Genomic DNA, 25,779 nt, shown 5'->3' on the forward strand with positions numbered 1-25,779 from the left:
TCAAATGAATCATATATGAGGATTGGAATTAGCCTTCTTATTATTATCTCTGGGTTTACAAGTCTTTTTTTAGGTTGTAAACCCAGGGATAAATCTCAAGAAACAAGAGAGAATAACGAGATTTCTTCACTGCTAGAGAAACGGTACCAGAATCTGAAGGATTATTCTGTAGATTCCCTTGCATTTCCCCGGAGTTTTGACTTAGTCTCCGGAGAGATAAAAAAGGTGCCTTCCAAAGATTGGACCAGTGGATTTTTCCCGGGTAATCTTTGGCAGTTGTATCTACTAACAGGAGATAAAGATTTTAAGGAAAAAGCACGTCAATGGAATGCCTTTATAGAGAAGGAAAAATTCAATGATGGAACTCATGATATGGGCTTTAAAGTTTATGGAAGCTTAGGGAAGGCCCTTCAGGTTGAAGAAAATAACCATTATAAAGATGTGATTCTAGAGAGTGCAAAAACTTTGAGTACTCGTTTTAACAAAACAGTGGGGTGCATACGTTCTTGGGATTTCAATAGAGATGTATGGGAATTTCCTGTGATTATTGATAATATGATGAATCTGGAACTTTTATTTGAAGCTACTCAGATGTCCGGTGATAGTACTTATTTCAATATAGCCGTCTCTCATGCTAATACAAGCCTTGAAAACCACTTTCGAGATGATCATAGCTCTTATCATGTGGTGGTATATGATACTGTTACAGGGGCAGTAAAAAATAAGCTTACCCATCAGGGGTTCAATGATGAATCTTCATGGGCACGGGGCCAGGCTTGGGCTGTATATGGTTACACAATGTCTTATAGATATACTAAAAGAAAGGAATATTTGAATCAGGCAGAATCAAGCGCGAATTACTTTCTGGATAACAACCACTTACCTCAGGATGGTATTCCTTATTGGGATTTTGATGACCCCCAGATTCCGAAATCACCAAGGGATGTCTCTGCTGCAACCATTATGTCTTCAGCATTGATTGAACTATTTGAAATAACAGGAAAGGAAAAATATTTGAAATATTCAGATAAAGTTATTAAATCCTTGATGAGTGAAGAATACATAATTTCAGAAGATATAGAAGCACCTTTTATTCTTGATCATAGTACCGGAAATTGGCCCAAAAATGATGAAATAGATGGACCTATTGTATATGCAGATTACTATTTTTTAGAAACCTTATTAAGGAGAAGAGCCCTAAAATCAAAACCTAATAAATGAAGCTAGATAAGTATTTAATTACATCCATTTCCTTATTCCTACTTTTAGGAGTAAAAGGATATGGATTTGGAAGTGACGATGAATTAAGAAACAAAACAAATATTAATAAAAATTGGTATTACTTAGAAAGAAATCTTGAAAATCCGGAGGAGGCCAATAATGCAGAGACTTGGGTGCTTTTAGATTTACCCCATACCTGGAATGCTGAGGATGTAGTAGATGCTTATCCAGGGTATCGCCGTAGTGGGAGCTGGTATAAAAAAGAATTAAATTTTGATCAAATCTCAGAAAATAAACTGTACAAATTATACTTTGAGGGGTCTAATATTACTACCGAAGTGTATGTTAATGGACAAAAAGCCGGGGAACATATTGGGGGTTATCTTGGTTTTGAAATAGATATTACAGAGTTTATTACTGAAGGTAGCAATGAAGTTTTAGTAAAGGTGGATAATAGCTACAATCCTGAGGTGATTCCATCTCAGAAAAATGATTTCTTTATTTATGGGGGAATTACAAGAGATGTTTGGTTATTAGAAATACCTCAGAAACATATTAGTGAGTTTAAAATCATGACTCCAGAGGTTTCTGTGGAGAGAGCTTCTTTAGAAGCAGTCCTGAAATTTGAAAATCTTAGAAGAAAATCAGAATATCTAGTGAGGGGAATCCTGGTTGATCCTAATGGAAGAGTTGTGTCTGAAAAGGAAGTTGAAATAAGTGAAAAGAAAAAGATCCTCTCTTTCGATGATATAATGAGTCCAAAACTTTGGGATACAGATAATCCAAATCTCTATTCCCTATCTGTTTTACTAATAGAAAATGGAGAGATACTGGATAAAATGCAAAATCCTGTTGGATTTCGGTGGTTTGAATTTAAAGAAAATGGCCCTTTCTATTTAAATGGTGAGCGATTATTACTAAGGGGGACTCATAGGCATGAAGAACACGCTGGTGTTGGAGCGGCAATGTCAAATAAGCAGCACCGCCATGACATGGAAAGTATTAAAGAAATGGGAGCAAATTTTGTAAGATTAGGACATTATTCACAGGATCCCGAGATATATAAAGCTTGTGATGAACTGGGAATATTAGTTTGGGATGAGCTACCTTGGAGTCGGGGCGGCCTGGGAAATGAAAATTGGAAAACCAATACCAGGAACTTGCTTAAAGGTATGATTGAACAAAATTTTAATCATCCAAGTATTATAATATGGTCTTTAGGCAATGAAATCTACTGGTTGCCTGATTTTGAGGACGGAGATAATACAGAAAAATTAAATGAATTTTTAAGTGAGTTGGATGAGATTGCTCATGAAATGGACCCCTCAAGGAAGACAGCCATCAGGAAATACTACGAAGGTTCCCATATTGTGGATGTGTTTTCTCCCTCAATTTGGTCAGGATGGTATTCGGGGAGCTATAAGAGTTATCAAAAGGCAATAAATAAATATAAACAGGAATATGATCATTTCTTACATGCTGAATATGGGGGTTCCAGTCATGTTGGGCGACATACCGAAAATCCGGTTACGGGTGAGGGTATAATTAAATCTGATGGCTGGGAGGAGGAAATTGTGCAAACAGAGGTGCAAAATATAGCACAAATTGGAGACTGGAGTGAAAATTATATTGTTGACCTTTTTGACTGGCATCTACGTATTTCTGAAACCGATTCCACTTTTGTAGGTAATGCGCAATGGGCGTTCAAAGATTTCGGAACGCCTTTGAGGCCTGAAAATGCAATCCCTTATATGAATCAGAAAGGGCTTGTAGATAGAAATGGAAATCCTAAAGATGCTTATTTCGTTTTTAAAAGTTATTGGAGCGAAGATCCTTTCGTTTATATAGAATCCCATACATGGGAAGAACGTCAGGGTCCAGAAGGTTTGGCACGTACGGTTAGTATCTATAGTAACCTTGAGGAAGTTGAGTTGTTTCATAATGGAAAGAGCTTGGGAGTAAAGAAGAAAGACATTAATAAATTTCCGGCATCAGGATTGACATGGGATGTTCAATTTAGGAAGGATGAAAATTACCTCATTGCACGTGGAATAGATGAGAACGAAAAAATAGCCGATACAATCAAGGTTAATTATCGTTTCGAAAAAAATACTACGGCAAAAGCTATTGTTTTAGAATATGAAAAGATGAACGATAATTACCTTGTTACTGCAACAGCCATTGATGATAATGGATTACGTGCTCTGGATTACGAGGAACGTGTTTATTTTCAGGCCCTACAGGGCGGAAAAACCAAGAATAATCAGGGTACGCCAACAGGGAGTGAGATCATAGAAATGGCTAATGGTAAAGCTAGTATCGAAGTAATACCTGATAAAAATGCAGAGTATATTGAAATGACTGTTTTGAACCAAAGTTTTAAGGGAACTTATCTTGAGATTCCCTTGCATTGAATCATTAGATAATATTTATGATCTGAATGGTTCATATATATATTCCTGGTGAGGCTACAATAGAACTTAAAAGAGCTCTGGATGAATTTCAGGGCTTTTTTTTATACTATTTTCCCTTTCTAAAATTTCAATCATTATTGTTATAAAGCCGGGTAAAATTCGTAACTTTCTTACACTAAGAGCTTAGGTTAACTACTTCAATCTAAGCCGGTTTATTCCCCCATCTCAGACCGGTACTTTCCCTTTTTTTTAAATAAATATCATCATGGAAACACTAGTTAACCAAAAGGCCAGGATATTCAGGTTCGGTAATAAAACTGCCGACGGAGGGAAAAACATGAAAAACCTTTTAGGAGGAAAAGGTGCCAACCTTGCGGAGATGAGCCGGATAGGCATCCCTGTTCCACCGGGTTTTACCATTACTACAGAGGTTTGTACAGAATATCATCAGATAGGCAAAGAGGCTTTAATAGACCTGTTAAGGCCTGATGTGGAGGAAGGAGTTCGCTATATTGAGGATATTATGGGCCGTAAATATGGAGATAATGAAAATCCCTTGCTTTTGTCGGTGAGGTCTGGAGCCAGAAAATCCATGCCCGGAATGATGGATACCGTTCTTAACCTTGGGTTGAATGATGAAGTAGTGACCGGTTTGGTAAAGAAGACTAATAATGAACGCTTCGTTTGGGACTCCTACAGGCGTTTTGTACAGATGTATGGAAGTGTTGTGCTTGGAATGAAGCCGCACACAAAAGAAGATGTAGATTCTTTTGAAGAGGTCATGGATGATCTCAAGGAGAAAAGGAATATAAAGCTGGATATCGAATTCAGCGTACAGGATCTTAAGGATCTGGTTAGAGAATTTAAGGAAATAGTTAAAAAACGTACGGGGCAAAGTATTCCATCCGATCCATGGGAGCAGCTTTGGGATGCAACCATGGCCGTATTTGATAGCTGGAATGGTAACAGGGCTGTTTATTACAGAAAGATACATGGATATCCTTCAGATTGGGGCACTGCTGTAAATGTGCAGGCAATGGTATTTGGAAATATGGGCGATAACTCGGCAACCGGAGTTTGCTTTACCAGGGATGCCGGAAGTGGAGAAAACGTGTTTAATGGTGAATATTTAATGAATGCCCAGGGTGAAGATGTGGTGGCCGGTGTAAGAACACCCCAGCAGATCACAAAACTGGGTTCCCAGCGCTGGGCAGAACTGGCTAAGGTGGATGAAAAGCAAAGGCTGGAAAAATATCCCTCACTGGAAGAACTGCTTCCTTCATTATATGCGGAACTGGATGAATATCAGAAAAAAATTGAAAATCATTACCGGGATATGCAGGATATGGAATTTACCATTCAGGAGGGGCGGCTATGGATACTCCAGACCAGGGATGGAAAGCGTACCGGGACGGCAATGATCAAAATTGCAGTTGATTTGCTTAAGGAAGGATTGATAGATCAGAAAGAAGCCATTATGCGTATTGAACCCATGAAGCTTGATGAATTGCTGCATCCTGTTTTTGATCCTGCTGCATTGGAAAAAGCTCATATAATCGCGCAGGGCCTTCCTGCTTCTCCGGGTGCTGCCACAGGACAGATTGTTTTCTTTGCAGATGAAGCCGATAAGTTTAAAAACTCAATTCTGGTGCGTATAGAAACTTCTCCTGAAGATTTGGAAGGTATGAACATAGCCCGTGGAATATTAACGGCTCGTGGCGGAATGACCTCACATGCAGCCGTGGTTGCCCGTGGCATGGGAAAATGTTGTGTTTCAGGTGCTGGAGCTTTGAACATCAACTATAAACGCCGGAATATGACAGTGGGCGATAAGGAATATCATGAGGGTGACTGGATCTCGCTGAATGGAAGTACCGGTAATATAATTGAGGGAAAAGTGGCAACGGTCGAGCCGGAGCTAAGTGGTGAACTGGCAGAAATTCTGGAATTATCTGATAATTTCTCAACGATGGAAGTAAGGACCAATGCTGATACACCTAAGGATGCTGTTGCAGCACGGAATTTTGGCGCTTTGGGTATAGGTTTGACCAGAACCGAACATATGTTCTTTGGGCAGGATAGGATCAGGGCTATGCGAGAAATGATCCTGGCAGAAAGCAGAAATGGAAGAAAAAGAGCCTTACAGGAGTTGCTTCCCATGCAACGGGAAGATTTTGAGGGTATTTTTGAGGCCATGCAGGGGTTGCCCGTCACCATCCGGCTTTTAGATCCGCCTTTACATGAATTTGTGCCTCATGAACTGGCACAGCAAAAAGAACTGGCCAAAGACATGCATATTTCAGTAAAAGCTGTAAAGAATAAAGTGGATGAACTTAAGGAATTCAACCCTATGCTTGGTCACCGTGGCTGTCGTTTAGGCAATACCTATCCGGAGATTACTGAAATGCAGACCCGGGCCATCATTGAAGCTGCATTGAACCTGAAAGCACGGGGGATTGAAGTTAAGCCTGAGATAATGGTGCCTCTGGTAGGGACATTAAAGGAATTCATTCTTCAGGAACAGATAATAAGGAGAGTTGCAGATAAGGTCTTTTCAGAAAGAAATGAAAGTATTGAATATCTGGTGGGTACCATGATAGAAATTCCTCGGGCAGCACTTACTGCCGATGCTATTGCGATACATGCAGAATTCTTTTCGTTCGGTACTAATGATCTTACTCAGATGGCATTTGGATATTCACGTGATGATATTGGGAAATTCCTGCCTGTGTATTATGAGAAGGGAATATTAACAACAGATCCTTTTGAAACCCTGGATCAGGAGGGTGTGGGGCAGTTAGTAAAAACCGGGATAGAGAAAGGCAGAAGCACCAATCCAAAATTAAAGATAGGTATATGTGGTGAACATGGAGGAGAACCTTCTTCCATTGAATTCTTCTACCGAGTGGGGATGGATTATGTGAGCTGTTCCCCTTTCAGGGTGCCTATAGCACGGGTCGCTTCCGCACAGGCGGCTATTATTAATACAAAAGAGATTGTCTGAAAGCCCCGGTTATTTTAAGAATCCACTAGTTAGATTTCATATGTCGGGTCCTGAAATGAATTAAGGATCAGGTCCCGATTACGGGTATTATTCAAACAATCTCTTTTTAGAAAGCACTTAGTCTACTTTAAGTATTTTGAATTCATCGGTAGAATCTCCCCTTAGCAGGATGTCCAGATTAGCTGAAAGAACATATGGGGTATTTCTTTTAACGGTTACCGTGGTAAGAAAATCCCCGGGAACAGGAAATTCACTTTTCAGATAGGCAGTTTTCCAGCTGTCTCTTGTTCCGAAGGTTTGTACCCGCGAGTTTTCCCCACCAAAATCGTTGCTTACAACGATGAGTTCATTCGGGTTGTCCAGATACAGTCCATCCGGACTGAAAAGTGCTACCGGAATATCAACTACTGAATAATTCCCTGGATCCTCAATTGGAAATTTCAGGATTGTATTGTTCTGAATATGGCTTACCAGTAGAAAACCTCTGGGGTCATAATCAATTCCGTTAAGTCCGAAATTGCCGGGTGAAGGCGCCAGATCCTGATCTTCAAAGAATACAGAGGCATTTCCGGAAGGATCAACTTTATAAAGGATTCCAGAGTAACTATCGGTTACATATGCATTTCCATGATTATCGGTTGTTACATCATTGGAAAAATGGCCGCCTTCAGTTAGTCCGCCAAGATCGGCATAGAATATATTTTCTCCGGAAAGGTCATATGTGGCCAGTTGCGCAAAACTTCCATCAATACTGGTATTGGTTACCAGCAGTCTTTTGGTGGTATGATCTATATGAATACCCAGGCTAGAAACAAGGTTTTCATCGCTAATGAACACCGAATATTCCCCGTCAATTACCTGGCCTATATCACCTCTTGTGATTGAAGAAAGCAGGAAGCGGTTATTCCTAATATCGTATTCGATACCTTCGGGATAGAGGTCGGTTTCATTGATAATAATTTCCCAGTCATTATGGGCTTTTGCTATGCTAAGGTTTAAATTTTCAACTGTATCTGCTGGACTTTCAGAGGAACAGGAATAGTTGGATAGGATCAGGCAAATGACAAAACCGGTAAGAATTAAATTTTTCATGAGATAAAGATTTAAGTTATTACAAAGGGGGGAGTATTAGCCTTACTTAAACCCATAGCTCCTGATAACAGGAAGGTAAATTGCAGAATCGGAGTTAAAACATTGAAAATCAGGTTTTAAAATTAAACAAATTATTCTAAAGCAGGAAGTTTATTGTTCAAAATGACCTCCTGCTTTTAAATTTGATTCAGGGAGAATTCAGGATTCTTTCATGGCTGTAAGCCGGAAATTCTCAACAGATTTTCCTTTTAAGTGTTTTTTCCACTGATCCAGGAGGGGCTTTTCCAGTTCAAGTTCCCTGTATTCGTCAGGATTCATGATGGGGATCCCCTTAACTATAGGGTAGATCCTTTGGCATTCTTTACAGCTTAAAAATCCTTCGATAATATTATCATCAATATCCTTTGTGATAACGGTCAATTCTATATCGGCCTTGTCAAATGGGCAGCAAATTTTTTCTATGGTCTTTAGTTTCATTTTCTACAGGTTTAAATTTTTCAAATAATTCTGAATGGCTTCCTGTGGTCTGTCGGAATTCATGATGCCAGATACCACGGCCACTCCTTCATAATCCAGTTCGTTGAGTTTATTTATATTCTCAGGATTTATTCCACCAGCAAGGAATACCGGTAAAGAGCTTTTTTCTTTTGTTTTTCTAATAGTCTCGAAATCCACCAGTTCACAACTGTTGCTGGTGGAAGAGGGGAATATTGAGCAAAAGGAGATATAATCAAAACGGTTCTTTTCTGCCCAGCTAAGCCAGCTCAGATCATTATTGCAGGTTAACCCGGTTAAAAACTGTTTTCCGATCTTACGTCTTATCTTTTTTATGTCTTGAGGAATTTCATCGAAGTGAACTCCATCAAGTGGAGCTTCTCCAAGCAGTTCCCATTGGTTGTTTATGAATACAGGAACGTCCCTGGAATGGCATAACTCACATATTTTATCTATGAGTGGAATTATCTTTTGTCCTGCTTGAAAATTATCCCAGACCTGTACAGCCACAATTTTCTCCTGAAGTGCCTGTTCTATTCGTTTTAAAAGAACAGTTTCTTCCATGGACGGGTCTACCACAAGGTAGATGCCTTTTTGTATGTTGTTCTTTATTTCCATCCTGCATTCAAAGCTTTAAAAAAGGCTGCCCAGTATGGGTCAGTTTCATAATATCTCATTTTACCTACCTCTTCCTTTTTTGCCAGGTTAATACTGCCATCTGTGAACTCACCTACCCTGGTACACTGTATATTCGCCCGCTTCAAACTTTCAATAATCTCATCTTCACTACCATTTTTACAGGCAATGATCATTGAGCCGGCCCCTATACAATACCTGGGGTCCAGAGAGAAAATTTTACACACTTCATTTTGAAGACGGCCTACCGGAAGCTGTTCATCATACACCATCACACCATTGTTTGAGGCTACGGCCATTTCATAAATCGCTCCTAAGACCCCCCCTTCAGTTACGTCGTGCATTGCGGTGACGTTTTCAGCATGGGCTTCCATGACCGTCAGGGCATCTTTTAATGAACTTGTATCATAGAAGGTTTCACAGGTTCTTTGATAGGTTTCCGCTCCGGCTCTGTTCTTTACCGTTTCAGGGAAACTCATTGCCAGGATCGCAGAAGATGAGATTGCACAGGATTTGGTTACCAGGATAGAATCTCCGGGTTGTGCATATTTGGAAATTTTGATCTTTTCTTTAGGAGCAATTGTAGTGAAAGTTCCTCCCCCGGCTATAGTGGAATTCTGCCCTTCGATAAATCCGGTATGCCCGCCGGTTATGGCGAGACCTATTTTTTCGCAGAAATGATGGATATGATCCCAGTAGATCTGAAAATCTTTTCTGGAGAATTTCGCCGGCAGATTGAGTACAAACTGACCGAACATAGGCGCGAAACCGGTGGTAGCCATATCATTGGCCATAAGTTGCACAGAAAGCCAGGCAGACTCTTTCAGGCCTAAGGTTGGGATCAGTGATAGCGGGTCGCTGGTCATTGCCATGGCCATATTTCCCGGCAGATCAACCAGAGATACATCTACTCCAAATCCCGGCCCCACCAGAACATCATCCCTTTTATAGCCGCATTTATCCTTTATGAAATCATCTACCAGTGACCGGTCTATTTTGCCTGAAATTTCACCCATCAGTCTATGTCATTAAACTGTATGTACAATCCAAAGAAATCTCCTATTGGTACATTCCATTGTTGAACAGGGAACCATTTTGGCAGGCCGGTACATTTCCATCTTATTGTGTATTCTCTTCCCTTAAGGGCTTCATGGATTATAGCAGTAAGTTTTTCCGGTGTATAGAAAGTGGCCGTAAGGTAAAATGGGTTCTTTCCAAATATCTCCTGTATCCTTCTTCTCACCACTTTAGGAGAATTCCGGTTCATCATTCCCATTGCGATCCCATATTTGCCAACTCTTGCAGCTTCCCTTATCACCTTCACCGGATCTTTATAATATTCAAAAGTGGTAATAAAAGCAAGTGAATCAAAAGTATGATCCTTGAATGGCATGTGGTGTGAATCTGCCATCACCAGGTCTCCGTCAAAAAGATGAATGGCCTGCGAAAGCATCAGTGGTGAAATATCACCGCCGGTAGCTTCGATTCCTATTTCTTTCCACCAGCGGGTAAATCTTGTTGTGCCGCAGCCAAATTCGAGTAGGGTTTTTACTCTGGTATCGGCAGAAACGAGTTCTTCCATTACTTTTTTCTGCCAGACCTCGGCCCGTTTATAACGTCCTTCATACCACTGTTCATAAGTGTCTGTATGTTCGCGATTAAAAAACCATTCCGGACGGTTCTGCCAGTTCTGCTGACTTTGAGGAATAAGGCCTTTTTGAGATTCTTCTATTTTCATATTGATTGCTTTAAAAACAAAACTTCATTTCATTGGATCATCCAACCGAAATGAAGCATAAAAAATAGATCTCTAGGCGGCATCCCTACGTTGGCATTATCCAAATCAGGTCGCGGGTGTATTCTCAGCCACGCTTTGACGTGGCACCCCGTGCATTATGTTTTACAAACCTAGCTAATTTTTTACAGCAAATCAATTTATTTCCAGGTTCTGTTTAATCAATACTAAAATTAAAATATCAGGTAAATCCGTTGAAAATTACACAACTGAACATGCTCTTCTAAGAAATAAATCATAAGCTTAATTAAATGAATTCACAGGCCGATGTAAGCAGATTGCGGTCATAATCCAAAATTGTTAATAGCTTGGTTAAAAACTATTTACAACTTACTCAGTTTTGAGTCTTATCTCTTATTAATTTGCATATACCCAAATTTTGACCCTACGTATGATTATGGATTTGTAATTAACAGTAAAATTTACTGTCAAAAAGACGTCCGTCATGAAAGTATTGTCGCCCCAGATCAGGATTTTTGAAAGGATCAACCTTTTTAGCTCTCTATTTAAGGTTCTTCTAATTTTGGTAATTGCTTTGCTGGTGTTTTTTTTAACTTCACGAACAGGAATGCAATCGTCCTTCGGAAGTAGCCAGGAAGCTTCATCTACAACATGGCAAAGCGATCCACCTGCACCCTACTAGTACATTTAAATATTTCTCGCTTAACCTGGCATTCTTCTTTTTTAAAGAATGAATTGAACTGAAATCAGGCACAGGATACAGTCACATTATGAGTATGGCCTCCATCAGATGATGAGGTTGCTATGATCTGATTATTGTTCTTCAATGTATTAAACTGGTCCTGTGTGATTGTCACTTCGTGTATATGCTGATCGGTACTGGCCTGACTTAGCGTATAGGTTTTTTCTTCTCCGGCATCCACATCTTCTTTTGAAACCGTAAGGTTATGGCCATGATTGGCAGAAATTGAAGTGTTCGTTCCATTCTCAAGGCAATTTGCACTGGGGTCCGGATCAGGATCGGGGTTCGGATTAGGATTACCACCACCATCATCAGAACCTGAACAGGCAGTTAATGAAAGTAATGGAATTCCTATAATAAGTCCTGCTGAGGTCTTTTTGATAAACGATTTTCTGTCCATGACTAAAGGTTTTAATTAATATTGATTTTTGCCGGGGGGAATTTTATACTGACTCGCTGGTCATGCTCTTCCATTCGGTCTACTCATGAATCCTAATAACCACTTTTTTAGGTTGATAAGATTTGAAAAGGCTGCAGATTTACTTTTTTGAGGCAGTCTGCTAAATACATTTTCCACAATTCGGTTACAATAGATCAAATTGAATTCAAAGATCTCTTCTGGAGAATACATTTTCTTTATTTCGGTTTGCAACATGGATTTAGCCCTTTTTAGTCGCACCTTGACATTTGATTCTGAAATGTCAAGCGCATGGGCGGTTTCCTTTGTACTCATTCCATTCAGTTCACGAAGTGTAAAGACCATCCGATAGTTTTCGGGTATCTGGACTATTGCATTTTCAAGAATATGTCTCAGTTCATTATTCATGACGGTTTTAGAAGTATTTGAAGGCTTTTGATTAAACATGGGGGCCTCACCGCTATTCTCTATAGAATCTGAAGGGAATTCATTCTTATAACTGAATTTTCGTTTTTTATGATAACAGGTATTGAGCATTATTCTAACCAGCCAGGTTTTAAGCGAAGAACGGTGCTCAAAATTATTCAGATTTGTATAAGCATTTATAAAAGTTTCCTGCATCAGGTCTTCGGTATCTGGCTGGTTAAATCCATAGCTTCTTCCAATTTTGAATAAATAAGGATTATATCTTCTAATTATTACTTCATACATGGCAGTATCTCCCGAAAGCACCCGCGAAGTGATCTCGGCATCTGATAATTTTTCGAATTTTTGTATGTCTATCATCTAACCTGAATTTAAATATGAACAATAACACAAGCCGGTATGAAAACAGGAACATTCCAGTCTTGTGCCAATGCAATCTCAAATGAGGATCACTAAAGATTTTCCTGTTTTTTTGTCCAAACCAGTTTAAAGATTTTTCCTGTTTCTCCCTGCGGTCCGAGCTGAGATGAGACAGTTAAATATATCTCACCTTCCATGTCCTGCCCAAAACCTTTTAGATAATAACCAATATTATCAGGGCTGCTTTCCAGTTCTATTTCATAAAAAGGCCATAATCCAGGGCCGGCAGGATTAGCTACAAATATTTCTCCCGTTGGCGCGAAATCACTGGAGAAAGAACCAAATATATATTTACCCTGTAATCCTGGAATATCATTTCCCCGATATACGTTACCTCCAATTATTGTAACAGTTCTACCACCATCAGGGTTTGCCGAATTTGCCATCTCTATAACCGGATCCTGAAGTTTGTTTCCGTACACATCAACATCTGGACAGGAAGGCAATACTTCATGGGCATCTGCCGCATTAAAACAATGTGTACCTTCCTTGACGTTCCAGCCATAATTTCCTCCTTTTTCAACAACGCTAATTTCTTCCCATAAATGTTGTCCTGCATCACCCACAAAAAGTTTTCTTGAACCACTCATATCAAATGAAAAACGGAATGGATTACGGAATCCGTAGGCATATATTTCATCCAGACCTGGTTTGTCCACGAAGGGATTATCGGCAGGAATTCCATATGGATTTCCACTGTTGATATCTATTCTCAGAATGTTTCCCAGTAGATTTGATTCTATATCCTGTCCGTTTCCTCCTTCGTTTACCTCGTACCAGTCTTCAACATGGCCGGGGGCTACATCATGTGCGGCACCTCCATCTCCAATGGAAATGTATAAATATCCATCTGGGCCAAATGCAATTGTTCCTCCTTCATGGTTTCCCTGAGGCTGATCAACTTCGAGAATGATCTTTTCAGAGGCGGCGTTGGCTTTGGTAGGATCTGAAGAAACACTAAACTCTGATATCCGGCTTAGATTATTCCAGCTAGCGCCGGGTTCAGGTCCTCCAGGGTTTGGTGGTGCAGTATAGTATACAAAAAAGCGTCCGTTCGTGGCATAATCGGGATGAAAAGCAAGTCCTAGTAATCCACGTTCATCATATCCGGGATTAAGGCTTACCATTCTATCGGTCACATCGAGAAAGGGCTCTTCCAGTTTTGTGCCGTTTCCATCGATCAGCCAGATTTTCCCAATTTGGTCGATAACGAACAGGTTTCCAGTTTCATCATTGGCTTCCACCAAACCAAGAGGAGAAACCAGACCTTCTGCCACCAGCTCCATATCGATTGATTTGATATTAACTGCTGCTTTTGTTTGTGCGTCAGCAGATTTCATATTCTCCAGGTTACTTTCTATGTCTGTTTCACAACTATACAGCATCAGACTTCCCAGGATGGAAATACCAAACAGGATAAGCCCTGTATTAATGGTCTTCCTTAAAGCAGTACGGGTCCCTAAATAAATTTTTCTACAATAGTTTTTTGTCTCCATAATTCAATAATGTTTTATTAACAGGGGGTGACCACCAAATAACGTTAAGTAGAAAGAACATTATTAGATTTGTTAATGGAGCAGGACTTTACTCATGGGATTGCCCATTATGGGAATCCCCCTTTTATATAATGGAGTACTTATAACCACTATAAGTTACAAAAACTCTGGAATTATTTATTAAAAATCTCATAATCAGTTTTTTAACAGATAACCTCCATAATGCTAATAAGCTGTGAAATAACACCTGATTAACATTTATAGCCCGGTCTTTTAGGTAAATTCAATATAAATTTGACCAAAAAGCAGATTATTATGAAACTAAAGAACGGATTGATATCCTTATTGATGATGTTATTCTTTTTCTCGGGTAGTCTCATCGCTCAGACCGATGATGACGACTGGGATGAAAAGGAAGAAAATGAGATCATAGATTCCGATAAAAGGGATAAACTTATCAGCGACGCTGAATATGCAGAAAAAGCCTTCAAAAGGAACAACAAAGAATTAGCCAGCCTGTTTGATTCAGCTTATGGTTATGCTATTTTCCCGAATGTTGGGAAAGGAGCTTATATCCTGGGTGGCGCAGCCGGAAATGGAGTAGTCTATGAACAGGGTAAACTTATTGGATTTGCTGAACTAAGACAGGTAGATATTGGTCTGCAAATTGGCGGACAGGCGTTTCGTCAGGTTTTGTTGTTTAAGACCAAAGAAGCCCTTGAGGAATTCAAAACCGGCGATTATGAACTAAGCGGCAGTGTTTCAGCAGTTGTGGTAGAAGAAGGAGAGGCAAAGAGCATACGCTTTAAAGATGGTGTCGCTGTGGCTACTATGCCTAAAGCCGGTGCAATGGTAGAGGTTTCGGTTGGCGGACAGAAGTTTGAGTATGCCGATGACTGGAAGAACTGATAGGTTGTAGATATATAGAATATATTTAGGAAGCTGTCTAAGACTATAAATTTCGTCAAGCTGAACTTGTTTCAGGTTCTTGGTAACTTTTTTTCAATAGGTAAAGATCCTGAAACAAGTTCAGGATGACGGTTTAGAAAAGTTTTTAGACAGCTTCTTTTTTATCTTATAACCATGAAGAGACCTGAAGTTATAATATTTGATGTCAATGAGACCCTGCTGGATCTGGAACCCCTGAAGAACAGTGTCAATTCAGCTTTAAAAAATGATCAGGCCTCTGATACCTGGTTTGCTCAATTACTTCACTATTCACTGGTGGAAACCGTTAAAGGAACTTATAATGATTTTAGTGAAATCGCTGCTGCGGTATTCAAAATGAATGCTGAAAAACATGATCTGTCCTTTACAGAATCTGAAATCAAGGAAATCCTTAATCCTGTAAGTGAACTTAAACCATATGATGATGTGATACCGGCTTTAAAAAGGCTCCGGTCAGCAGGTATGAAACTGGTTGCTTTCAGCAATGGAAAACCCGGGGTGCTTAAAGATCAGTTGGAATTCGCTGAAATTGACCATTTCTTTTCCAGGATCCTTAGTGTGGAAGCCTGTAAAAAATATAAGCCACATCCCGAAGCATACAAATATGCTTTGAAGGAAATCAATTGCTCTGCTTCTGATGCAATGATGGTAGCAGCCCATGGATGGGATATTGCCGGAGCCCGGGAAGTAGGTATGAGCACTGCTTTTGTAGAGAGGCCCGGAAAAAGCTTGTATCCTTTAGCCTCTGCACCCCATCTAAAACTAAAAAAATTAACCGGACTGGCTGAGGTTTTCAACGAGACCGGTTCTCAGCATTAAGCTTATCAAAATTCAAAGTTGAAAGTGAAGTTTAGCCTTCCACCTTCATCTCCTACATAATATCCAAGGTTTCCTGTGAATGCACGAAAAGTATTTATGAAAATAGACCCCCCATAATTTGTATGCCATTGGTCAGAATTATCATTTTCTTCCCATACCCTACCGTAATCAAAACCTGCACTCAGGCCAATAGCCATTGGAATAAAATTGGTTTTGAACCTGACAATACCTGACCTAAGATCGATATTCTGGAAAAAGGCATATTTACCATTGAAGCGTTCATTCCGGTAGGCTCTGAGGCTGTTTTTGTCGCCACCTCCCAAAGTAGCTCCATGGTAAAACTCATAATTATCACCAATGATGGCAGTACCGCCAACTTTAGTCGCTATGGCGGCCAGACCACTTGGATGAAGTGGATAGTCTATACTTAAAATAGGATTTACATATCCAAATTTGTTGATTCCTCCATCTATATTAGATCTGTAACCGGCCGTAAGGTCAAGCTCCATTCCCTGGCTCGGGAAGGCAGGATTGTTCTTGTTGTAGTAATTATAATTCACTTCTCCTCCTGCATATACCTGACTTTCGAACACATCATTCTCGGGCGAGAAAACTTCGCTTATATACCCGCCTTCATCATAAGCGATTTTGAAGGATTCTACCATGGGTTTAAAAGTGAAGCTTACCATATCATTTTTACGATAGATGAGGGAAGGGGCAAAACGCCATTGCTCTATCCTAACACGGTTATAATCTTTTGAGTTTTCATCGGGATCATATTCCGTGTCGTTTCCTATCCCGAAGAAATTGATCACGTATTTTGGATTAGAATAATATGCATCAATTCCCAGGTTCCATTTGTAAAAAATATGTGCGAATTCCCCTGTATATCCAACATCGAAACCTTTGGTGGCGAAATAATATCGGGAGGTAATATTATGCCTGGCGGTAAACGGATTTCTAACCAGTCCTTTTATAGTATAGGTATTACTAACACCTAAACTAAAACCCTGGTCTGAATTATAATTACCGCTTGGCATAAATGTGTATTGCCTTATTTTTTTCTTTACGGGATCGTAGTTGTTGATGTCGTATGAATCTACCAGCATTTTGCGGGCACCGGGAGTTTTAATAGTGTTTTTCTTGCTTTTATAATCGTAAAGCTTGGCTCTCCTTTTATTCTGAAAATCATAAATATCGTTTTCCTCACCTCCCAGGATCTTTAATGGAACAAGGGAATTGCCATCTCCTTCAATCCTGAATTTATCATCCCCGTCAAGTCCATAAACCCATACCTCACGTGTTATATCAGAGTTATATGTTTTTTCGGCAAGTATTTCGTTGTCTTCTCCTTTCAGCTGGATGCTTGTAATTCCATTAGGTTTCCGGGTTATGAGGAAGTCATCATCTTCATCGGTACCTATGAACACATCAAATTCTTCCAGATGTTCATAATATTCCCGGGCGATCTGTTCCATATTACCTCTTCTGGCCTTCAGTTTAGACTTGATTTCAGCTACGTAAGCATCCTTTTCGATACCTTCGGGTAATACTGCAAAGGCTTCTTCAATCACTTCATCGGTAATATTTTCCTGAATGTACTCTACCTGTTCTTTCCAGTCTTCCCAGTCTGCATTTCTAATGAAAGCCTTATCCATGGGATAACCGGCAATATTGAACCATTTAGGCTGCTCTATCATCTCATCAAAGGTCTGCATAGCCCTGAATTGCGGAAATCCTAATTTCAGGAATGCCAGGGCAAGCCCGTCATATTTTGAGAAAACCTGGTCACGGTCTTTTGCAATAGGTACATATTTTTTCTTTCCGTTTTCCTGCTCAAATTCCGCCCATTCATACTGTCCGCTATGCCTATCCCAGTCTCCCATCAGCATATCCAGTAATCTTGCCCTTATGAACATGTCTTCATCTACGTATACATCCTTAGTTTCCCTGATCTCCAGAAAGAGATCGGCTGTATTGAGGATATCGTCCGCATTTCCGAAAATGTCCAGGTCTTTATTCTCTCCCCCCACATGGGCTTCAAACATATAAAGTTCATTCCCGTGTTCCAGGTTATGAATTCCAAGGGCTTCCTGTTTTGGAACATAATACAGTTCTGAATTTGGATGATAAATATTTACAGCGTCCATAAGTCTGCCGGCAGGAAAAGTTCCATAAGGGAAGGCAGTGGTATAGAAGTCTTTCACATAACGCTCTGCTACGGTATTATCCAGTAGATCTTCTATATAATGTGTAGTAATCACAGTGCTTTGCAGGAATCTTATCGCACTTTTCTTTAGAGCCCTTAAAGTATATTCATGGTCGTCTTCATCCTTAAAATCAAGTGTTCTTGACTGGTGGCCACCTCCTGCACCTAAAACCTCTAGTCCTCCTTTTACAGTATCAAGGTAGAGTACGGGAAATTCGAATTTTTCGCTGTAAAGCGGCCTGTAATGTTCACCCCAGATTGCCTTGTATAGCCAGTCTTTGTCGGTTTCCTTTTCCGTATAAACCGACGAGATCGCCGTTGGACCCATTTTTTGTTCCGGCCAGCTTACATCTTCAAGTTTTGGCCGCTCTCTTGTTATCTGTGTGGAGAAGATCTGCCGGGTACCTGTAGGAGTAACTTTAAATAGTTCTACATTAGAACTGCCGTCATTGAAAATATTCATTTTTCCATAGCCGAGATCGTAAGCAGCGAAGTGTCCATCTTCTTTCTCGGGTCTTGCCTTTTCAATATCTTCTGTAACCCCGCTTATGATCTGTTCTATGCCATCATCCTGGACGAACTGTAGATTCCTGTCGTTACCGGATAGGAATATCACGTCAGTATACTGGCTTGCCAGCGTTTCCAGGGTTCCCATAAGTTCCTGTAGTTGTGGATTCCTGACAGACTGGGTCCTGGCCCCGATAATTTTTTCGAAGAAACCAAGTTTTGTCTGCGTCAATACCGGATGGTGCACGGCTACCAGGATTGTTTTGTTCTGGTTGTCCTCAAGTTCATCGTCAAATTCCTCTCTGAACTGTGCCCTGGTCTTAAAATCACATTTATTGTTGATGTACGGATGGTCGTCCCAATCTTCTATGTACCATTGAGAATCTACCATTATTAGATAAACATCGTCAGATAGATCCTCCCCTTCGATGGGGCAGCCGTCATTAGGCCAAAACTTTCCACGGCTGTTATCCTGTAAAAATGATTCAAGATCATCAATATTGTCAGGGGCATCTTTTTGCCATTCATTCACACCCGGGGTAAAAATCACCCTACCCTTAAAATCTTCAATATGGGATAAGAGATTCTCTTTAAGGTATGCTTGTGTCTGCTCCCTGCCATCATCTTTGTTTGGGTAGCCCTCTTCAGGAACAAGATTGCCAATGATCACCAGACTGGATGAATCCTCTTTTTTAGAAGCCTCAACTATCTGCCTTAAAAGCTGTTGATTATTTTCGTTGCTTCTAATCCCCGTATTTGCCGTGAAATATACCGAGTATACAACGTCCTTGGTTGTTTCTAAAGAGTTCTGGCCATTAGCAGTAAACACTGAAAGAATCAAACAACTAGGTAAAAAAAGAAACTTCGTAAATGAAAAGGTATAGTGTAGTAGTTTGTTTATTCTGTTCATATAAGATCAGATTGTTTGATTTAGTTCAATTTCATTGAAAAATAAGATAATAACCTTCAAAAAAATTCAATATTCTTAGGATGACATAGGTCTTTATAATATTTTAACACCCAAGCCTAAAAATTTTACTAATAAGATCAGGTCTGAATTGTTACTAAACTCTGGCTTTATTTGTCATTCATGCATAACTTTCGCCTTTCTAATTTGAGATGCATTTTGAGTAAGAACCTCTTTATACTGTTTTTCTTTTTTAGCCTCTTTACCACCGCGCAGGAATTACCTCCCGTGGTGAACTATGGTCCCAATCAATATGCAGCAGGGAACCAGAACTGGATGGTCTCTCAGGCGGGGAGCGAGAACTTTTATTTTGCCAATAGTACAGGCCTTTTGGAGTATAATGGTGAGAACTGGAATATTTACCCGGTTCCCAATAAAACTATAGTTCGGTCGGTAAAAGTTGTTGGAGACAGGATATATACCGGGGCTTATATGGAGGCCGGCTACTGGGAACGTGATAAATTCGGGAACCTTCAATACACAAGTCTTTCAACTGATTTCTCTGATCTTATTAGCGATGGAGAACAATTCTGGGATATTGAATTTTTAGACGGGATGGTAGCTTTCCGCAGTTTTGGGGGGATATATTTTTATGACCCAGAAAAGGGCAGCGTCTCAAAGATGGATAATCCATTGGGGCGACCTATATCAGCGATGTTCCTTCTAAATAAAGAGCTATACTTTCAACTGGTGGGTAAGGGACTTTATAGAATAAAGAATGGGGTTCCTCAACTTGTCATACCTTTTGAAGATTTTCAGGAGGTGGCAATAATGCACCTGTATACCAAAGAAGATAATCTGTGTTTTGTTTCAGGTAACTCAGAGTTCTTTAAATGGGATGGAAAAAAACTTATAAAATTTAATCAGAGCCTTAGTCTGGAAATAGGCTATCCTAATATTCTATCTGCGTTGAACCTCTCAGATGGATCGGTGATCCTTGGTACCGTGGGAAGTGGAATTCTTCAAATTAACCCGGAGGGAAAGCTTGTGAACACTTTCAATCAGGAAAATGTCCTTTTTAATAATACGGTACTCGACCTTTATTCTGACGATTCAGGCCATATCTGGGCGGGTCTGGATTATGGAATAAGTATGATAGACCTTCATTCTCAGTTTGGCTCTTTTCAGGATAATAAAGGGGAAATAGGATCGGTCTACTCTTCTTATGAGGAAGATGGCAAGCTTTACCTGGGAACAAACCAGGGATTATACTTAAGAAATAAGGGTGAAGGCAGCTTTTCACTTATAGAAGGGACAAAGGGACAAGTATGGTTTATAGCGAAAGTTGGTGGACATATCTTTTGTGGTCATGACACCGGGACGTTTCTTATTGAAGGGGATAAAGCTCGTAAGATTTCTAACAGGCTGGGTACATGGATGGTAAAGGAATATGAAGAAGGAGTGTTTATTCAGGGGCATTATAATGGAATTAGTTTTTTACGGGAGAAAGAAAGCGGAATCAAAGAACTTCCCATGCTTCAGGAATTTCCTCATTCATCAAAATTCATAGAGATTGATGAAAACCGGAATGTATGGGTGAGTAATGAACATAAAGGGGTTTTCAGGATGAAACTTGATGATTCCCTTTCCCTCCCCCCAGTGCAAATAAAAAACTATAAATTTCCGAATGAATCTGGAATTACTTCAAGTATTTTCAGGTTTCATGATACACTCTATTATAGTTCCAAACAGAACATCTATCAGTATGATGAAAAAACTGACAATTTCGACAGGGATAATCGCCTAAATGAAATTATAACCTCGATAGACCGGATTTCAGGAAAAATGATCAGCGAATCCCAGGGTAGTAAGATATGGGGATTTGCCAGTGAAGGAATATTTTATCTGGAACCCGCACAACTTAACGAGGATTACACCTGGGATTTTATCTATATAGATCAGTATTTCAGGAATATTGCAATAGGTTATGAGAATATTGCTGGAATAGGCGACGACGAATATGTGTTGGGCGTCTCCAACGGCTATGTAAAATTTCATCTTCCACTGGAAGAATGGGAAATTAATAAAATAAGATTGCATCAGGTTAGCGTAAACAGGCTGGATAATCCGGCAGAGAATGTTGAAATTGCTAAGGCAGGATCTTTTGATTATAAGTATAATAACATCTCATTTCAATATAGTGTTCCGGTATACGAGAAATATTTAAAAGCTGTTTACAGTTATCGACTGCTTGGTTTCAGCCCAAATTGGAGCGAATGGGAAGCTAACCCGGTTGCCAGTTTTAAGAATCTTGATTTTGGAGATTATACTTTTGAAGTCAGGGCTAAGATTGGGGATACAGTGAGCGAAACGCTTACATATGACTTTAGGATAGAGCGTCCATATTACTTAAGCAATCTGGCCATTGCACTGTATGTTTTACTGCTCATGCTTATCATCTTTTCAGTTCACTTCCTGTATAAACGACATCACAAGAAAGTTGCAGCCGAAAATGAGCGCGCTCTTAAATTAAAGAATCTTGAAGCTGAAAGGGAGATCATTAAACTGAAGAATGAGAAACTCGAACAGGATATGGCCAATAAAAACCGGGAGCTGGCTGTTTCCACAATGAGCCTGATCAAAAAGAATGAGTTCCTGACCAGTATTAAAAAGAAACTTAAGGACTCTGAGGAATCCCCGAAAGTGAAGTCGGTAATTAAAACCATAGATAAGGATATTAGCGAAGAAGATAACTGGAAATTCTTCAAAAAGGCCTTTAGTAATGCCGATAAGGATTTCTTTAAAAAGATTAAGGCTCAACATCCTGATCTAACTGCAAACGATCTAAAACTGTGCGCTTACCTGCGACTCAATCTTTCCTCTAAAGAGATCGCTCCACTTCTAAATATTTCGGTAAAAAGCGTCGAAATAAAACGATATCGTTTGCGGAAAAAAATGAATTTAGACAGGGATACCAACCTTACCGATTATATCCTCGCTCTGTAGAACTTTACATCCCCTCAGAAAAACTCTACATGACCTCTACATTATATGTATTCTTCTTATAATCAACGGACTTTCTAAAAATTATCAATTTCTCTATAAAGGCCTGATTGCATTGGTGTATTGATAATTTCAAATATAAAATACTGGCAAATTCCCAGATGTAGATTTTTTGTAAAGGTGCTTTTCCGGTTTTCTTAATCTTCTGTTAATAAATTGGAAAAACAATTTTAACAACTAAAAACATGAGGAAATTTACCTGTCTTTTGATTGTATTTCTAAGCGGGTTATTCGCCGGTTACGCGCAAACATTTTCGGTTAGCGGTAAGGTGGCCGATGAGAACAACATGCCATTGCCGGGCGTTAATGTAATCGTTGAAGGGGAAGCACGGGGTACTACCACCGATTTTGATGGCCTTTTTACAATAGATGATTTAACGGCCGGAGACGCACTTCTGTTCAGTTATGTAGGTTTCATACCTCAGCGAATAACCGTGAATAATTCACAATCGCTTAACGTTCAATTGCAGACCGATTCAGAAGCACTGGATGAAGTGGTCGTGATTGGGTACGGAACCCAGTCTAAAAAGGAAATCACCGGTGCAGTAAGTGTAGTAGATTCAGAGACTATCGAAGAACAGAACCCGGCCAGGGTCGAACAGGCATTGCAGGGGCGTGTCGCAGGGGTGAATGTAACCTCTACTTCTGGATCACCGGGTAGCGGATCTACCATAAATATTAGAGGGATTAGTACCAATGGGAATAATGCGCCGCTTATTCTGGTAGATGGTAACGTGATCGAAGATCTAAGTGTTATCAACCCTAATGATATTGAGAGCATCAACGTTCTAAAGGATGCTACAGCGGGTATCTATGGTGTAAGAGCGGCAAACGGTGTAATTCTTATTACTACCAAGTCTGGAAAGCTATCATCAGATCTTAAGGTTAATTTTGATGCTTATACCGGCCTGCAGGAAACTTCGAGAAAGCTTCCTGTACTTAATGCCACTGAATATGCTGTGATTGTAAATGAAGCCTATGCTGCTGCGGGTGAAATCCCGCCATTTGCTAATTTCAGGGATTTCGGCGTGGGAACTGACTGGCAGGAGGAAGTCTTTAAGACAGCTCCTATTTCCGATATAAACCTTAACCTTTCAGGCGGGGGTGAGAAAACCACCTATGCAGGGGGTGTTGCTTATTTCAACCAGGATGGTATCGTTGGAGGTGGGAAAGCCAATTATAACAGACTCACTGCCCGGGCAAATTTCACTTATGAGATCATTGAGGATCTAAAGGTTAACCTGTCAGGGATCTATACTAATTCAAACCGTAACACTCTTTCAGAAAATGCATTGGGATCGGTATTGTTCAATGCAGTGAACATGGATCCTACTTTAAGTGTTTTTGATGGGAATGGTGATTACACCCTGGCTGAAGGTTTGGGGAACGAAGTAATTAATCCACTTGCCCAGGTTGCGAATACATATAATGATACCGAAGTGAATAAGATCAGTGGTGTTGGAGGTCTGGAATATACTTTCTTTGATAAACTAACGGCGAAGACACAGTTCCAGTTCAATTATTCGGAAGTGGATGGGAAATATTTTTCTCCGGAAGCTTTTTACGGGTCGGGGAAGGTATTCAATGTAGACAGGAATAGTATAACCGAGAACTTTGATATCTACCGTGATTATACCTGGGATAACTTCCTTACATATAATGATGAGTTCGGAGATCATAATCTTACAGCCCTTCTTGGTATGTCGGTTTTTAAAACAACCGGTGACTTATCATCGTTTACGGGTTTCGAAATTCCAGGGAATTCATATGAAAATGCGAGTATAGTCAATGCTATAGATGTGGTAGATAACTACCAGAATGGCGGTAATTTCTTTGACGCCAGACTGCTTTCCTATTTTAGCAGGATTCAGTACGATTATAAGGGAAAATATCTTTTGTCTGCTCTTATTAGACGTGATGGATCTACCAAATTTGGTCCTGAAAATAAATTCGGTTGGTTTCCTTCAGCCTCGGCGGGTTGGGTAGTTTCTGATGAGAATTTCTTTACGAACAACAGCTTTGTTAGCTTCCTGAAATTAAGAGGTAGTTACGGTATTATTGGTAATGACCGAATTCCGGATTTCAGATATGTTTCGCTGCTTAATGGAGAGGGAACTTATGTCTTTGACGATGAGCTTGTGTACGGAAAAGCGAGCGGAGCGCTGGCTAACCCGGAGATCAAATGGGAGAAGCAAAAAACCCTGGATATCGGGCTGGATATGAGATTACTCGATTCAAGGGTAGATATCACTGCAGATTACTTTAAACGAAGAACAGAAGATCTGCTGGTTGTTTCACAGGTATCTGGGATTCTTGGTTCGGGGGCGCCGGGAGCAGCACCACCGGTGATCAATGCCGGAATTGTGGAAAACAAAGGATTTGAATTCTCCATTGGCTACAACCAGATGGTGAATGATGACTTTAAGCTCAACATCAACTATAACTTCACCACCCTGGAGAATGAGGTTCTTTTTGTAAATAGCGAAAATGGGTTTATTCCTGGAGGAGCATTTGGGATTGGTCTTGAGCCACCATCAAGAATGGAAGCAGGGCAACCTATAGGTTATTTTTACGGACTGGAGACAGACGGAGTCTTCCAAACTCAGGAAGAAATAGATAATCATGCTGAGCAGGCTAATGCCGCTCCTGGAGATCTGAGATTTGTGGATCAGAATGGAGATGGGGTAATAGATCCGAATGACCGTGTGAATATTGGAGATCCTATCCCCGACCTTACCATGGGACTTAATTTAGGTTTTACCTGGAAGAATTTTGATTTTGCCGCTTACGCTTTTGCTTCAGTAGGCAATGATATCATTAGAAATTATGAGCGTAATCAGCCCAATACGAACAAACCTCTTACTTACCTTAACCGATGGACAGGGCCGGGATCTACTAATGAGTTTCCAAGAGTAACCATCGGAGCAAATTCAAATAATCTGTTATCAGATTATTACGTGGAAGACGGTTCCTATCTGAGACTTCAGAACATCCAGTTTGGTTATAATCTTAGCCCTGAAGTGCTTTCCAATACAGGGGTTGAAAAATTAAGGATGTATGCCTCAGTGAATAACGCATTCACTTGGACCGAATATAACGGGTTTGATCCTTCCGGGTCTACTGGAGCTCCTATTGGAGGAGGAATAGACCAGGGATTCTATCCGGTGCCCAGAATTTATATGTTAGGAATTAATTTGAAATTTTAA

At 40.1% G+C, this 25,779-nt stretch carries 16 protein-coding genes and 1 riboswitch; of the genes, 7 read left to right on the forward strand and 9 right to left on the reverse strand.

The window, feature by feature from the left end; translation table 11 throughout:
- Positions 1-15: 15 nt before the first annotated feature.
- From LU635_RS02750 to ppdK, 3 genes are all read left to right on the forward strand, one after another.
- Complete coding sequence (locus LU635_RS02750; protein ID WP_240095958.1) at positions 16-1,221, forward strand: glycoside hydrolase family 88 protein; 1,206 nt, start codon at positions 16-18, stop codon at positions 1,219-1,221.
- On the forward strand, positions 1,218-3,635 hold the full coding sequence (locus tag LU635_RS02755) for a glycoside hydrolase family 2 protein (protein ID WP_240095960.1): 2,418 nt from the start codon (positions 1,218-1,220) through the stop codon (positions 3,633-3,635). Before LU635_RS02750 ends, LU635_RS02755 begins: the two co-directional genes overlap by 4 nt.
- A gap of 265 nt (positions 3,636-3,900) precedes the next feature.
- Entirely contained in the window at positions 3,901-6,639 is a 2,739-nt protein-coding gene (gene ppdK / locus LU635_RS02760) for a pyruvate, phosphate dikinase (RefSeq protein WP_240095962.1), read from the forward strand.
- Positions 6,640-6,756: 117 nt separating this feature from the next.
- Here the strand turns inward: ppdK and LU635_RS02765 are convergent, their stop codons facing one another.
- From LU635_RS02765 to LU635_RS02800, 8 genes are all read right to left on the reverse strand, one after another.
- A complete protein-coding gene (locus LU635_RS02765) occupies positions 6,757-7,731 on the reverse strand; it encodes a hypothetical protein (protein WP_240095964.1) in 975 nt (324 codons plus the stop codon).
- 198 nt (positions 7,732-7,929) lie between these two features.
- Entirely contained in the window at positions 7,930-8,208 is a 279-nt protein-coding gene (locus LU635_RS02770) for a Trm112 family protein (RefSeq protein WP_240095966.1), read from the reverse strand.
- Between the two features lie 3 nt (positions 8,209-8,211).
- The gene (locus LU635_RS02775) at positions 8,212-8,844 is read right to left on the reverse strand and encodes a thiamine phosphate synthase (protein ID WP_240095968.1); all 633 of its coding nucleotides are present in this window, start codon (positions 8,842-8,844) and stop codon (positions 8,212-8,214) included.
- The gene (locus tag LU635_RS02780) at positions 8,835-9,878 is read right to left on the reverse strand and encodes an AIR synthase-related protein (protein ID WP_240095969.1); all 1,044 of its coding nucleotides are present in this window, start codon (positions 9,876-9,878) and stop codon (positions 8,835-8,837) included. The genes LU635_RS02775 and LU635_RS02780 overlap by 10 nt, the downstream gene beginning before the upstream one ends.
- Positions 9,878-10,600, reverse strand: a complete 723-nt coding sequence (locus LU635_RS02785; protein WP_240095971.1) for a class I SAM-dependent methyltransferase — start codon at positions 10,598-10,600, stop codon at positions 9,878-9,880. Before LU635_RS02785 ends, LU635_RS02780 begins: the two co-directional genes overlap by 1 nt.
- A gap of 65 nt (positions 10,601-10,665) precedes the next feature.
- Positions 10,666-10,761, reverse strand: a riboswitch (TPP riboswitch).
- Positions 10,762-11,364: 603 nt separating this feature from the next.
- Positions 11,365-11,760 carry a hypothetical protein gene (locus LU635_RS02790; RefSeq protein WP_240095973.1) on the reverse strand — a complete coding sequence of 132 codons (396 nt, stop codon included), beginning with the start codon at positions 11,758-11,760 and terminating at the stop codon, positions 11,365-11,367.
- A gap of 60 nt (positions 11,761-11,820) precedes the next feature.
- A complete protein-coding gene (locus LU635_RS02795; RefSeq protein ID WP_240095975.1) occupies positions 11,821-12,564 on the reverse strand; it encodes a sigma-70 family RNA polymerase sigma factor in 744 nt (247 codons plus the stop codon).
- 92 nt (positions 12,565-12,656) lie between these two features.
- Entirely contained in the window at positions 12,657-14,120 is a 1,464-nt protein-coding gene (locus LU635_RS02800; protein ID WP_240095977.1) for a PQQ-dependent sugar dehydrogenase, read from the reverse strand.
- 315 nt (positions 14,121-14,435) lie between these two features.
- Here LU635_RS02800 and LU635_RS02805 point away from each other — a divergent pair, with 315 nt between their 5' ends.
- The gene (locus LU635_RS02805) at positions 14,436-15,029 is read left to right on the forward strand and encodes a lipid-binding SYLF domain-containing protein (RefSeq protein ID WP_240095979.1); all 594 of its coding nucleotides are present in this window, start codon (positions 14,436-14,438) and stop codon (positions 15,027-15,029) included.
- Between the two features lie 174 nt (positions 15,030-15,203).
- Positions 15,204-15,887 carry a haloacid dehalogenase type II gene (locus LU635_RS02810; protein WP_240095981.1) on the forward strand — a complete coding sequence of 228 codons (684 nt, stop codon included), beginning with the start codon at positions 15,204-15,206 and terminating at the stop codon, positions 15,885-15,887.
- A gap of 5 nt (positions 15,888-15,892) precedes the next feature.
- Here the strand turns inward: LU635_RS02810 and LU635_RS02815 are convergent, their stop codons facing one another.
- The gene (locus tag LU635_RS02815; RefSeq protein ID WP_240095982.1) at positions 15,893-19,513 is read right to left on the reverse strand and encodes a metallophosphatase; all 3,621 of its coding nucleotides are present in this window, start codon (positions 19,511-19,513) and stop codon (positions 15,893-15,895) included.
- A 216-nt stretch (positions 19,514-19,729) separates the two neighbouring features.
- Here LU635_RS02815 and LU635_RS02820 point away from each other — a divergent pair, with 216 nt between their 5' ends.
- Together LU635_RS02820 and LU635_RS02825 are read left to right on the forward strand one after the other, a co-directional pair.
- Complete coding sequence (locus tag LU635_RS02820; protein ID WP_240095983.1) at positions 19,730-22,516, forward strand: helix-turn-helix and ligand-binding sensor domain-containing protein; 2,787 nt, start codon at positions 19,730-19,732, stop codon at positions 22,514-22,516.
- Positions 22,517-22,758: 242 nt separating this feature from the next.
- Positions 22,759-25,779, forward strand: a complete 3,021-nt coding sequence (locus LU635_RS02825) for a SusC/RagA family TonB-linked outer membrane protein (protein ID WP_240095984.1) — start codon at positions 22,759-22,761, stop codon at positions 25,777-25,779.

The organism is Christiangramia crocea, assembly GCF_022410465.1.
Lineage (GTDB): Bacteria > Bacteroidota > Bacteroidia > Flavobacteriales > Flavobacteriaceae > Christiangramia > Christiangramia crocea.